Annotated in this window: 12 protein-coding genes and 2 pseudogenes; 9 read left to right on the top strand and 5 right to left on the bottom strand. The window is 69.1% G+C overall.

The features are described 5' to 3' along the window. Nucleotides 1-49: 49 nt before the first annotated feature. Nucleotides 50-1,561, bottom strand: a complete 1,512-nt coding sequence (locus BJ965_RS00630; RefSeq protein ID WP_184906835.1) for a DUF4246 domain-containing protein — start codon at nucleotides 1,559-1,561, stop codon at nucleotides 50-52. Between the two features lie 216 nt (nucleotides 1,562-1,777). On the opposite strand from BJ965_RS00630, the gene BJ965_RS00625 reads away from it, so the two are divergent. From BJ965_RS00625 to BJ965_RS00605, 6 genes and pseudogenes are all read left to right on the top strand, one after another. Then, the gene (locus tag BJ965_RS00625) at nucleotides 1,778-2,584 is read left to right on the top strand and encodes a hypothetical protein (RefSeq protein WP_184906834.1); all 807 of its coding nucleotides are present in this window, start codon (nucleotides 1,778-1,780) and stop codon (nucleotides 2,582-2,584) included. Nucleotides 2,585-2,868: 284 nt separating this feature from the next. Further along, nucleotides 2,869-3,246 (top strand): annotated as a pseudogene (locus BJ965_RS38890) (MFS transporter); the annotation flags it as partial. Nucleotides 3,247-3,329: 83 nt separating this feature from the next. Beyond that, nucleotides 3,330-3,677, top strand: coding sequence for a hypothetical protein (locus tag BJ965_RS38885; RefSeq protein WP_246545799.1), 348 nt, complete (start codon nucleotides 3,330-3,332; stop codon nucleotides 3,675-3,677). A 277-nt stretch (nucleotides 3,678-3,954) separates the two neighbouring features. Beyond that, nucleotides 3,955-4,848 (top strand): alpha/beta fold hydrolase, encoded by an 894-nt coding sequence (locus BJ965_RS00615; protein WP_184916592.1) that lies wholly within the window; start codon nucleotides 3,955-3,957, stop codon nucleotides 4,846-4,848. Nucleotides 4,849-4,965: 117 nt separating this feature from the next. Beyond that, nucleotides 4,966-5,970 (top strand): NADP-dependent oxidoreductase, encoded by a 1,005-nt coding sequence (locus tag BJ965_RS00610; RefSeq protein ID WP_184906833.1) that lies wholly within the window; start codon nucleotides 4,966-4,968, stop codon nucleotides 5,968-5,970. A gap of 180 nt (nucleotides 5,971-6,150) precedes the next feature. Then, the gene (locus BJ965_RS00605; RefSeq protein WP_184906832.1) at nucleotides 6,151-6,744 is read left to right on the top strand and encodes a TetR/AcrR family transcriptional regulator; all 594 of its coding nucleotides are present in this window, start codon (nucleotides 6,151-6,153) and stop codon (nucleotides 6,742-6,744) included. Between the two features lie 132 nt (nucleotides 6,745-6,876). Here BJ965_RS00605 and BJ965_RS39800 read toward each other — a convergent pair whose 3' ends face one another. Together BJ965_RS39800 and BJ965_RS00600 are read right to left on the bottom strand one after the other, a co-directional pair. Then, a complete protein-coding gene (locus BJ965_RS39800; protein WP_281402437.1) occupies nucleotides 6,877-7,005 on the bottom strand; it encodes a hypothetical protein in 129 nt (42 codons plus the stop codon). Beyond that, nucleotides 7,002-7,424 carry an arsenate reductase ArsC gene (locus BJ965_RS00600; protein ID WP_184906831.1) on the bottom strand — a complete coding sequence of 141 codons (423 nt, stop codon included), beginning with the start codon at nucleotides 7,422-7,424 and terminating at the stop codon, nucleotides 7,002-7,004. Before BJ965_RS00600 ends, BJ965_RS39800 begins: the two co-directional genes overlap by 4 nt. A 94-nt stretch (nucleotides 7,425-7,518) precedes the next feature. On the opposite strand from BJ965_RS00600, the gene BJ965_RS00595 reads away from it, so the two are divergent. Continuing rightward, entirely contained in the window at nucleotides 7,519-7,827 is a 309-nt protein-coding gene (locus BJ965_RS00595; RefSeq protein ID WP_184906830.1) for an ArsR/SmtB family transcription factor, read from the top strand. Further along, nucleotides 7,824-8,954 (top strand): ACR3 family arsenite efflux transporter, encoded by a 1,131-nt coding sequence (arsB, locus tag BJ965_RS00590; RefSeq protein WP_184906829.1) that lies wholly within the window; start codon nucleotides 7,824-7,826, stop codon nucleotides 8,952-8,954. The genes BJ965_RS00595 and arsB overlap by 4 nt, the downstream gene beginning before the upstream one ends. Nucleotides 8,955-9,242: 288 nt before the next feature. Here the strand turns inward: arsB and BJ965_RS00585 are convergent. Together BJ965_RS00585 and BJ965_RS00580 are read right to left on the bottom strand one after the other, a co-directional pair. Further along, nucleotides 9,243-9,427: pseudogene (locus tag BJ965_RS00585) on the bottom strand (ArsR/SmtB family transcription factor); the annotation flags it as partial. Nucleotides 9,428-9,500: 73 nt separating this feature from the next. Further along, a complete protein-coding gene (locus tag BJ965_RS00580) occupies nucleotides 9,501-10,481 on the bottom strand; it encodes an ArsR/SmtB family transcription factor (RefSeq protein WP_184906828.1) in 981 nt (326 codons plus the stop codon). A gap of 89 nt (nucleotides 10,482-10,570) precedes the next feature. Between BJ965_RS00580 and BJ965_RS00575 the strand changes: the two genes are divergently transcribed. Next, entirely contained in the window at nucleotides 10,571-11,890 is a 1,320-nt protein-coding gene (locus BJ965_RS00575; RefSeq protein WP_184906827.1) for an MFS transporter, read from the top strand. Nucleotides 11,891-11,917 lie beyond the last annotated feature (27 nt).

Genomic DNA, 11,917 nt, shown 5'->3' with positions numbered 1-11,917 from the left:
GGTTCCGTCCGCCACGCGTGGCCCCACGGCGATGACCCCCACGCCGGCCTCAGTGCTCGCAGAGGGAGAACTCTCGTTCGTAGAGCTGCTCGTTGTGCTCGTCGACGAAGAACTTCCGTTCCTCCATGAGCTGTTCGCGGTAGCCCTTGGCCTGCTCAAGCGTCATGGTCGAGGTGCCGGACCATGGCTGTTGCGGTGGCACATCGGATGTCGAGACGACGCTTTCCGACGGGTCGACCAGGAAGAACACGAGAATTTTGCGGTGGCCGGGGCGGGTGGGGTCGACGAGTCGGAATGGGTCGACGCGATGCTGCAGGATGTTCGGGAAGGCCAGACAGCGGCCCGCCGGGGTCGATGCCGATCCCAGTATCTGGTTCAGTGCGTCTTCGTCCTCCAGGCCGTAGACATCACGGAGACCGTTGTCGTCGTTCTGTTCGTAGTGCGGGTCGTCGAGTGCGGCTCGGAAACTCAGCCGGCTTTCGGTGATGTTCTCGCTGTCCCAGTAGTAGATGCCGGTGGAGACGATCCGCTCGTTCAGCATGCCCTCGACATGCCAGGTACCACCGGAGTACTCGGGCTTGTCGGGCGTGAGGTGAAGGGTGGCGAGCTTGACGATGACCTGGAGGCGCCGCCCGCGCAGATCGACTCGGGCGGATTCATCGGGCAACTCGGGCATGGTGAAGGCCGGGGCGTCCGGAATGGTCGGACGGCGGTTCTCCCACCAGTCGTCGTGGGCGGCTTCCCAGGCACGGAGGGCCTCTGCGTGGGCGGCCCTGTCGTCGCCGTAGGACGATGTGTTCGGATACTCCGGCTCCGAGTCGTACCACCCGAAGGGATCGGCCTCGATCCGCAGGGGCCGCGGACAACGCAGATCGGTGAGTACGTTCTCCAGCAGCGGGCGCATACGCGCGAACAAGTCCGGCAGGACGGAGGCCAGTTCGCGATGAGTTTCGGGGTGGACGTTGTTGACGTACGAGCGGAAGGCGACCTCGCCGTCGTCACTGACGTCGACGTCCGTGGGCAGCCATTGGAACCTCTCCGAGAATTCGTACTTCGAGTACCGGTCCGTCGGGTTCTGCCAAGCTCGCTCGGGCGCCTCACTCACTCCTCTCACCAGACAGAACAGTGAGGGATGAACCAGGTCCAGCACCTGGCGGTCTGATCCGGGATGCCAGTCCTGTTCCGCCTCGGGGACCTGTTCCAGAACCTGAACCGCCTCGGACAGTCGGGATCTGAGCTCGTCGTCGACCAGGGTGTCCGACTGCCACACCCCGTCGACGGCCGACACCTCGGCGCCGGTCCGCGCGTCCCGCAGCGCGGCGTAGTACGCGAGTTCGGCCAGCACGTAACGGACTTGCGCTTCGGTCAGGTCCTGGCCGACCGCCTCTCGCGTCCACCTGGCGACGATGTCGGGGTCGTTCATCTTGTCGACCCACCCCGGCTTGGCCCGGATGTGTGCGCTGCACTGCATCATCTGGAGTTCCCGCAGCGTTCGGGGCGGCGCGAACGATATGGAACGGGACGTCTGAAAGGGCAAGGGGAAAGCGGGCAGGCCGGTCAATTCTCTTGATCCTCGGAGTCGGTGTGCGGTGCCGGGAAGGATACGTCAGCAGACTGACACCGCAGCCGCGGTTCCTGGAGCGCGAGCGCGCCTCCGCATGGACCGGGCGTCCGGCGGCCGGTTGTGATTCGTACTGCTGTGCGCTACTCCGTAAGATCTCGGGGCGAGGCGGTGCCGCAGTGGCCGAGCGCTCGCCCTGGAACCTCGGAGAACCCCATGCACCGTCCTCTCGTCCTCGCCGCTGCCGCTGCGCTGCTGTGCGCCGGTTGCTCCACGGCCGACCCCGGAAACCGTGACAAGCCCGCGGCCACGTCACAGTCTGAATCGTCCTCCGACTCCCGCTCCGCCGTGCGAGCGGCCGTAGCGGCTCTCCGCGAGGACAGCGCCGGGCTTCGCCAGAAGGTCGAACTGGAGGGTGAGGGTCAGGTGTACGGCCTCACCGTCACCGGCGGCTTCGACTTCGCCGCGGACAAGGGTCACTTGGCGGTCGACCTCCCCGGCGGTGCCATCGACCACAGCGACCAGGTCTTCGCCGACGGCAAGATCTACATCAGCGGCGCCCAGGGAATCGACGAGGATGCGTGGGGGGCCATGCCCCGGGACAGAGCGGAGGCCCACTACCTGCTGCGGGCCCCTCTCAACGACCCCGAGCACGTGTTGCAGCAAATCGCCGCGATGCGCAAGATCTCCCGGGAGGGCGAGGAGAACATCCAGGGGGTGCGCGCCGTGCGCTACCGCGGCATCCTCGACCACCGGACCGTCACGCTGCGCATGGCCTCGGATGTGCGCACGAAGATGAACCAGGCTCGCGACACCCTGGGCAGCGACCTCCCGGTCTTCGCCGACGCGTGGGTCGACGGCCGGGGACGGCTGGTGCAGACCCGCTTGAGCGTGAACATGTCCGGTATGCGGTCGACGGTGACCATGGTTCTGTCGGACATCGGCGAGCCGGTCCGCGTGACGGTGCCGCGGGCCGCGGACACAGTCCCTGTCACCGAGGTCGGCGGCATCCTGAACGGCTGAGCCGGACAACCGCCGGACGGGCCCGCGGCTCCTGTCCGCCAGGATGCCCAGCTGGAAGATCCCCAGATCGGTATCGGTGCGGACGAGCTTCCGCCGCCGGTCCTTCGGGGGCGAGTAGCGGAAGGCGTCCGACGCCGTCGGCTGGTACCGCGGTACCAAAGGCGCCCCGTGGTTGGCGTCTTGGTACCACGGTTTCCCGTCCACGGGTTCCTGGCGTTTCCGGTGGGCCCGGGTGCTCCTCCGGACAGCGGTGAGGTGCCGTCGGGCACCGGCCACGCAGAGTCGCCGTCGCCTCCGGCATCTCCGTCTTCCTCGCCGGACCCGTCATCGCCGGCGTGGCGCAGCACATGACCACGCTGATCATCGGCCTGGTGGAGGGGCTGGGCGGTGGTGGCCTGATGATCACCTCTCAGGCGATCACCGCCGGCCTCGTGCCGGCTCGGCAGCGCGCGACATACATGGCCCCGATCCGCGCTGTCTTCGGCCTCTCCTCCGTGGCCGGACCACTGCTCGGGGCCTGGTTCACCGACGGCATCGGGTGGCGCTGGGCGTTCTGGGTCAATCTGCCGGTCGGTGCCCTGGCTCCAGCGGTCAGTGCCTCGCGCTGTGCCGTCCTCGCAGGGCCGCCGCGGTCGCCTTCGACCACCTCGGCTTCGCCCTGATGGCGGCCGCGGTGACCTGCACCGTGCTGGTGGCCGAATGAGGCGGCACCGACTACGCCTGGTCGGGCCCGGTCATCCCCGGCATGGCCGCCGCCGGCCTCCTCACCTGGGCGCTCTTCTTCCTCTGCCAGAGCCGCGCCGCGGAGCCGATCATCCCGCTCCGGTTGTTCCGCAGCCGGATCTTCACCATCACCACGCTGGTCGGCCTCCTCGTCATCGGCATCGGCATGTTCGCGTTCGCCGGCTACCCGCCGACGCACCTGCGGATGGTCTACGGCGTCAGCGCCACCGAGTCCGGGCTGCTGCTCGTTCCCATGGTCGTGGGCCTCATGGCCACCGCCTTCCCTTCCGGGCAGCTGATGAGCAGGACCGGCCGGTACAAGGCCTACCCGATCCTCGGCGCGGCCTTCGTCGGGCTCCGTCGTTGCTGATGTCCACCGTGGACATCGAGACCTCACTCGTCGTGGTCTGTGCCTGCGTGTTCCTGCTGGGCGCCGTTGTGGGCCTGGCGATGCAGCCCTTGGTCCTGGCCGTGCAGAACGACTTTCCAGCTCCGACGTGGGCACCGCGACCTCCGCCGCTTCCGTTCCTGTTCGCGCTTGCACCCCGCATAGAATTATGGTCATACTTCAATCATCGGCGTGCAGCGCCGAGGGGCTCGATCTCGCGGCGTGCCCCCAGAGATCCAGCCCAGAGAAGGAGACGGCCATGGCCGACATGCAGGAAGCACGGAACGACGCGGTGACGCCGTACAAGGACGCACCGACGCGCACCATCACCGCAGGTGGAGTGACCTTCGCCTACCGCGACCTCGGCCCCCGCACCGGCACCCCGGTGATCTTCCTCAACCACCTCTCCGCGGTACTCGACAACTGGGACCCCCGGGTCGTCGACGGCATCGCCGCCCACCGCCGGGTCATCACGTTCGACAACAGAGGTGTCGGCGCCTCCACCGGTTCCACGCCGCGGACCATCCAGGAGATGGCGAGGGACGCCGTCACCTTCATCCGGGCCCTCGGCCTCGAACAGGTCGACCTTCACGGCTTCTCGATGGGCGGCATGATCGCCCAGGTGATCGCACAGACCGATCCGCGTCTCGTCCGCAAGCTCATTCTCACGGGCACCGGTCCCGCCGGTGGTGAGGGCATCAAGAACGTGACGGCGCTGGCCCACCTCGACACCGTCCGAGCCGTCTTCACGCTCCAGGACCCCAAGCAGTTCCTCTTCTTCACCCGTACCGCGGACGGGCGCCGCGCCGGCAAGGAGTTCCTGGCCCGCCTGAAGGAACGCACCGCCGACCGGGACAGGGCGATCTCCCTCATCGCCTACAACAACCAGCTCAAGGCCATCCACCGCTGGGGCCTGGAACAGCCCCACGATGTCTCCCTCATCCACCACCCCGTACTCGTCGCCAACGGCGAGAGCGACAGGATGGTGCCCTCGAAGAACTCGGCCGACCTGGCCCGGCGACTGCCGAACGCCGAGCTGGTGATCTACCCCGACGCCGGCCACGGCGGCATCTTCCAGTACCACGATCAATTCGTGACCACGGCCAACGAGTTCCTCGACCGGCAGGAAGCGCGTGCCGCGGTCGGCGCATGACCGGGCAGCACCCGGCCCCGGCCGCACACCCGGCGACGTGCGGCCGTCCCTCGATGTGTACGAAATCAATGAACGGTGGTCTCGTCCTTCGGGGGCGGGCAGGAAAGGGAGACGGCCATGAGGGCCTTCACTGTCGAGCGCTACGGCACCAAGGACGGCCTGAGGGCCGGTGAGGTGCCGGACCCCGAGGTGGGCGCGGACGACGTCCTGGTCCGGGTCCACGCGGCAGGCGTCAACCCCCTCGACTACCGGATCAGGGACGGGGAGTTCAAGGCGATCCTGCCGTACAAGGTGCCGTTCGTCCTGGGCCACGACATGGCCGGGGTGGTGGTCCAGGTGGGCGACGCCGTGCAGCGGTTCTCCGTGGGCGACGAGGTCTACGCGCGCCCCGACAAGGACCGTATCGGCACGTTCGCCGAGTTCATCGCGGTGCACCAGGACGACGTGGCGCTCAAACCGTCCACGCTGACGATGGAGCAGGCCGCGTCCCTTCCGCTGGTCGCCCTGACGTCGTGGCAGGTACTGGTCGAGCGGGCGCGTGTCCGGCCGGGCCAGAAGGTCCTCGTCCACGCCGGCTCCGGCGGCCTGGGCACCATCGCCATCCAGCTCGCGAAGCACCTGGGCGCGAGCGTGGCCACGACCACCAGCACAGCCAACGTCGAGCTGGTGAAGAGCCTGGGCGCGGACGTCGTCATCGACTACAAGAAGCAGGCGTTCGAGACGGTGCTGCACGACTATGACGTGGTCCTGGACTCGCTCGGCGGCCAGACGCTCGAGAAGTCCCTGCGCGTACTCAAGCCCGGTGGCAAGGTCATCAGCGTCGCCGGCCCTCCGGACGCCGCGTTCGCCAGGGAAGTGGGTGCGAATCCGGTCGTCCGCCTGGTGATCGGCGCGTTGAGTTTCCGAACCCGACGGCGCGCCCGACGACGGAACGTGGAGTACTCGTTCCTCTTCATGAAGGCCGACGGGAACCAACTGCGCGAGCTCGCCACGCTCGTCGACGCGGGCGTCGTGCGTCCCGTCATCGACCGCGTCTTCCCGTTCGAGGCGACCCGGGAAGCCCTGGATTACGCCGAGCAAGGAAGGGTCAAGGCCGGCAAGGTCGTCATCAGGATGACGTGATCGGGTTTTCCGTTCACCACCGCCGTACGGGGGTCAGGCCCACCCGCTCGGAATCGCCCCGCGGGCATCGAGCTCGAGTGGGTGTCGTCGACCCACCATTGGAGTACGTTCGCAATATCATACGATGGCGGAGGTCGGCGGAGGGGCGAGTGACCTTTCCGGCGCACGAAGGAGTGCGGCGTGGTGCGGTACAGCAAAGAACACAAGCAGATGACGAGGCAGCGGATCATCGAAACCGCCGGTCGCCGGTTCAAGCGGGACGGCATCGACGGCTCGGGCATCTCGACCCTCATGGCGGACGCCGGGCTCACCAACGGCGCCTTCTACGCCCACTTCGAGTCCAAGGACGACCTCGTCGCCACAGCTGTCGCCGAGCAGTTGCGCGCCCAGTACGCGAACCTCGTCCAGCAGGCGGCACCCGGCATCGCCGGAGTCGAGCAGATCGTGCGCTGGTATCTGTCGCCCCAGCACCGCGACAGCCCCGACGACGGCTGCCCTTCCGCCGCGCTCCTCGACGAGATCGGCCGCTGCCCGGACGCGACCAGGCAGGCGTACACCGACGGCGTGCTGGCTGTCGTCGACGGCATCAGCGAGCGTCTCGCTCCCGCCGACCCGCGCTCGGTGCGCACGAAGACCCTCAGCGTCTACGCCATGATGGTCGGAACCCTGCAGCTCGCCCGCGCCCTGGCGGACAAGCGGCTCGCCGGCGAACTCCTCGAAGAGGGCATCCGCAACGCGCTCGGCCTGCTCGCCATCGCCGAGCAGGCCGGTTGACGCCCGCGTCCAGTCGTGCGCATCATCCGCTCCGCACTCCTGGAGGCATCCGGCGGGGGTCGGTCAACCGCTGCCGCTGTGCGCGGCGTTGGTGTCGCTCCGAGCGCTTCGTCCGGCAGCCGGTCGTGGCGGTCAGCGATCCGCCGCGAAGATGCCGCCGCCGAACGGCGGGGGTCCGAGCCGGCCGCGGGCGGTGGAGCGGGCGGCGGTGTCTCCGGCGGGGCCGGAGCCGATGATGACGACGTCGCGGATCTCGCTCACGCCGTCGCCTCCGGGTTCGTCGGGGCGATCTCGGCGATCAGGCCCTCGACGAGGCTTTTGATCTCGTCGCGGATCGGGCGGACGGCTTCGACGCCCTGGCCGGCCGGGTCGTCGAGCTTCCAGTCGAGGTAGCGCTTGCCGGGGAAGACGGGGCAGGTGTCGCCGCAGCCCATGGTGACGCAGACGTCCGACTCGCGGACCGCGTCGATGGTGAGGATCTTCGGCGCCTCGGCGGAGATGTCGATGCCGACCTCGGCCATGGCCTGGACGGCGGCCGGGTTGACCTGGTCGCCCGGGTCGGAGCCGGCGGAGCGGACCTCGACGCGGTCTCCGGCCAGGTGGGCCAGCCACGCGGCGGCCATCTGGGAGCGGCCTGCGTTGTGGACGCAGACGAACAGGACGGACGGCTTGTCGGCCATGGTGATCGTTCTCTCCGGTCTCGTGGCGGACCCGGCCGCCAATGGCTTCAGCCCCCGCTGGTATCAGCGAGCAATGATGTGACAGTATCAGCGCATGCTGACTTCAGTCGACGCTGATGTGATCCGGGTGCTGGGCGATCCGCTCCGCCTGAGGATCGTGACCCTGCTGGCGCGCGAGACGCTCTGCACGACGCACCTGGTGGAGGAGACCGGAGCCAAGCAGACCAACCTGTCCAACCACATGAAGGTGCTGCGCGAGGCCGGGATCGTGGACACCGAGCCGTGCGGCCGCTTCACCTACTACAAGCTCAAGCCCGAGGTCCTGGCCGGCCTGTCCGAGCAGTTCGCCGAACTCGCCGCCTTGGCCCGCACCGCCGCCGAGAACAAGAGGGCCTGTCCGTGACCTCCACCGAGCCCACCACCGCCCGCCCCCGGAGCGCCGGCCCGGACGGGGACGACTCGATCGTCAAGAAGCTCTCCACCCTCGACCGCTACCTCGCGGTGTGGATCCTGCTCGCCATGGCCGTCGGCCTGGGTCTGGGCAGGATCATCCCGGGCATGAACGACGCGCTCGCGAAGATCGAGATCGGCGGAGTCTCGCTGCCGATCGCGCTCGGCCTGCTGGTCATGATGTACCCGGTCCTCGCCAAGGTCCGCTACGACCGGCTCGACCGCGTGACCGGCGACAAGAAGCTGATGGCCTCCTCGCTGGTCATCAACTGGATCGTGGGACCGGCGGTGATGTTCGCCCTGGCGTGGATCTTCCTGCCGGACCTGCCCGAGTACCGCACCGGCCTGATCATCGTGGGCCTGGCCCGGTGTATCGCCATGGTCATCATCTGGAACGACCTCGCCTGCGGCGACCGCGAGGCCGCGGCCGTCCTGGTCGCGCTGAACTCGGTTTTCCAGGTACTCGCGTTCGGGCTGCTGGGCTGGTTCTACCTCGACCTGCTGCCCCGCTGGATGGACCTCGGCGACGGTCAGGGCCTTGACGTGTCCGTCTGGCACATCGCGCTGAATGTCGTCCTCTTCCTCGGTATCCCGCTGCTGGCCGGCTTCCTCACTCGCCGCATCGGCGAGCGGAAGCTGGGTCGTGCCGACTTCGAGACGAAGTTCCTGCCGAAGATCGGCCCGTGGGCGCTGTACGGGCTGCTGTTCACGATCGTCATCCTCTTCGCCCTGCAGGGCAGGACCATCACCTCCCAGCCGCTGGACGTCGCCCGGATCGCGCTGCCGCTGCTGGTCTACTTCGCGGTCATGTTCTTCGGCACCTTCCTCCTCGGCAAGAGCCTGGGCCTCGCCTACGACCGCACCGCGACCCTGGCGTTCACCGCGGCCGGCAACAACTTCGAGCTGGCGATCGCGGTCGCCATCGCCACCTTCGGCGTCACCTCCGGCCAGGCCCTGTCCGGCGTCGTCGGCCCTCTCATCGAAGTGCCGGTGCTGATCGGCCTGGTCTACGTCGCACTCGCCTGGCGAAGGAAGTTCACCGCCGATCAGCAGCTGACGGCAGCTTCGCGGGAAGGCTGACGCACTGCCCGGACTGTCACAAGGCGGGAGACGAACGCGGCCGGGTATCTGCCGTCAGTGCGGAGCCGCTGTCCGTGCTGTGCCCCTCACGACGCGGAAGGTGGCGGCAAGGATCCGCTCGGCCAAGAGCAGGGGCGGTACTACGAGTCCGCCACCGCAGACCCCGCCGAACCGCCGCCCGGCATCAACACCGAACTGGTGGCGCCGGGTGGCGGTGGCACTCCGTTCTCCGCGCCGCAGCTGCCACGAGCCCCAGCCGGTACCGGGAACGGCTGCGCGTCGGCCGTATCAGGCAGCGGTCGGGAGGGCCAGCAGCTTGCCCATCGCCGCCGGCACGGACGGCTCGACCGGTAGTAGACCCAGGTGCCGCGTCGCTCGGAGGTGAGCAGCCCGGCCTCCTTGAGCTTCTTCAGGTGGGGGGAGACGGTGGGCTGGGACACGCCGACGTCGGAGATGTCGCATACACACGTCTCCACTTAGGGCCTCGCCCTCGGTTGCACCATCATCTGCCGGCGGTGCCTCGAGAAGGAGGGCTGATCTGAGCCCTCAGCCCGAAGCGGCGACCAGCGCCTCGCCGAGCGGGGTGCGCCGGTACAGCACCGACCGTCCGGACCGGGCGCGGACGAGCAGCCCCGCGCCTCGCAGGATGGCGAGGTGGTCTCCCACCGCTCCGGGTGTCATGGCGAGGCTTCGGGCGAGGTGGCTGGTACTGGCCGGGGCGTCCAGCGTCAACAGCAGCCGGGCTCGGGCCCGGCCGACCAGAGCGCTCAGCGCGTCCGGTCGGGGGACGGTCGCCTGTTCGCCCCACAGGGCGGCGGTGCCGCGGGCGGGGTAGACCAAGGTCCTGGGCCAGGGGTCCTCCAGGTGGGCGGCGATATTGCCGACGAAGACCGAAGGGATCAGCAGGAGTCCGTCGCCGGCGAGGCGGACGTTTCCGACCGGAGGGAAGAAGCCGATCTCGATTCCGCCGGCGCGCCACGCGATGCTCGGGTGCAGGCTCTCGATGGTCATGGCCCATCCGTGTTCCCCGATCAGACCCACCCGGTGCACGACATCGCGCTCACAGATCGCGCGCAGTTGCGGCCAGTCCGCGGCGAGCAGCTCGTGCCACGCCTGGTCCATCGCCTCGGCGATCCTGGTGACGGCGTCCGTGGAGTCCAGCACCGCGCGTACGCGGGGATCATGGGCGGACGGGCCGGTGGCGGTGGTGGTGAATTCGTGGCGGGCCGCTTCCAGCGGTGTGGCCCGGATCGTGGCCAGGTCCTCTGCCCAGGTCTGGTTGAGGCCGCGCGGAGGCGGGGCGACGAAGTTCGGTCCGGACTGCGGGGTGTGCAGGGCGAGCGCGGCGTCCAGCTCGGTCTCGCGGCGAAGCCGTTCAAAGGTCGGCAGGAGCCGGGCGGCCCAGGCGCGCGGCAGCGGCCGGTTCTGGCCGGCGAGCGAGCGCAGCAGCAGGCAGAGGTCCATCGCGGGCGACAGTGCGAAGCGGCTGCGCAGCAGGTCCTCGACGGAGACTTCGAAGCGGAGCACCCCGCGATGCTACCGCCGGACGTCTGTTCCGATTCGTCCAGCGACGAATCATTGGTGAGTGGCGTGGGCCCACCGCGAGGCTGCGCGTCATGACCCCAACCGCCGAACCCGCGCAGGGCCACCACCGTGCCACCTACCGGGAGGTGCTGGCCGAGCCGCGATTCCGGCTGCTCTTCTCGACCCGCGCCGTCGCGATCACTGCGGGCTCCCTGCGGATCACCACGTTCTCGGTGCTGGTCTTCGCGGCCACCGGCTCCGCGCTGTTGAGCGCACTGGCCTTCGGTATCGGCTTTCTCCCGCAGCTGTTCGGCTCGCTGCTGCTGGGCTCACTGGCCGACCGACTGCCGCCCCGCGCGCTCATCGCCGGCGGCTACGCCTTGGAGTGCGCCGCCGCCCTGCTGCTCGCCCTGCTGCCGATGCCGATCGCGGCGAGCCTCGGTGTCATGGCGCTGGTCGCCCTCGCCACACCGGTGTTCGGCGGCGCGTCGAGTCGGCTGGTCGCGCAGTGGCTCAAGGGCGACGCCTATGTACTGGGCCGTTCACTGAACAACATCGCCTCCTCTGGTGCGCAATTGTTCGGCTTGGCGCTGGGGGGCGCGGTCGTCGCGGTACTCGGTCCGCACCGGGCGCTCGCGGTAAGCGCTGCCCTCTACCTCGGCTGCGCGCTCGCCGTCCGCATCCGGCTACCCCGGCTGGAACGGGGAGAGTTCGGCGGCACACCCGGCGGCGCCCGGGGCGGTGGCGGGGCGGCCGGGGCAAGCCTGCACGGTGCCGGCCTGCTGCTCAGCGGACGCACGGTACGACGACTGATGCTGGCCCAGTGGCTGCCGCCCGCATTCGTAACGGGCGCGGAAGGCCTGATCGTCGCCTACGCGGGAGGACACCGCTTCGCGCCCGGCTGGTACGCGGTGCTGATGGGCTGTCTGCCCGTCGGCATGCTGGTCGGTGACCTGCTGGTGGGGCGACTGCTACGACCACCCACCCGTGAGCGACTGGTGGTCCCGTTGATGGGGCTGACGGGACTTCCGCTGGTCGGCTTCGCCGCCGAGCCCGGAGTGGGCGTCTCGTCCTGTCTGCTGCTGATCAGCGGCTTCGGATCGGCCTACGGTCTCGGCCTGCAACGGCCGTTCCTTGACGCACTGCCGCAGGATGGCCAGGGCCACGCCTTCGGTCTGCTCGGCTCTGGCAGCATGACGCTGCAGGGCGTCGGGCCGGCCTGCTTCGGCTCGGTGGCCGCAGGCATCGGAACAGGCGGTGCGATCGCCCTGGCAGGCGGTGCGGCGGTGCTCACCGCCGGCTGGATTCGCACCTGGCACCCGCCCCCCTCCCCGGCCCCCGTCCGGCACCACCCGACGGGATCGGAGAAGGGCACCGAACAGCACGCGGGCAGTACTCCAGCGGGATCTTGAGACCACGAACAGCTCATGGAAGGTTCA

It is taken from the genome of Streptomyces luteogriseus (assembly GCF_014205055.1).
GTDB lineage: Bacteria > Actinomycetota > Actinomycetes > Streptomycetales > Streptomycetaceae > Streptomyces > Streptomyces luteogriseus.
Note: the sequence above shows the minus strand (reverse complement) of the source record. Positions and strands in the feature narration are given on the sequence as shown.

Excerpts from the sequence above, each read along its gene's own strand:
- BJ965_RS00625 (WP_184906834.1), top strand. The coding sequence starts at position 1,778 with ATGCACCGTCCTCTCGTCCTCGCCGCTGCCGCTGCGCTGCTGTGCGCC.
- BJ965_RS38885 (WP_246545799.1), top strand. The coding sequence starts at position 3,330 with ATGGCCGCCGCCGGCCTCCTCACCTGGGCGCTCTTCTTCCTCTGCCAG.
- BJ965_RS00615 (WP_184916592.1), top strand. The coding sequence starts at position 3,955 with ATGGCCGACATGCAGGAAGCACGGAACGACGCGGTGACGCCGTACAAG.
- BJ965_RS00610 (WP_184906833.1), top strand. The coding sequence starts at position 4,966 with ATGAGGGCCTTCACTGTCGAGCGCTACGGCACCAAGGACGGCCTGAGG.
- BJ965_RS00600 (WP_184906831.1), bottom strand. The coding sequence starts at position 7,424 with ATGGCCGACAAGCCGTCCGTCCTGTTCGTCTGCGTCCACAACGCAGGC.
- BJ965_RS00595 (WP_184906830.1), top strand. The coding sequence starts at position 7,519 with ATGCTGACTTCAGTCGACGCTGATGTGATCCGGGTGCTGGGCGATCCG.
- BJ965_RS00575 (WP_184906827.1), top strand. The coding sequence starts at position 10,571 with ATGACCCCAACCGCCGAACCCGCGCAGGGCCACCACCGTGCCACCTAC.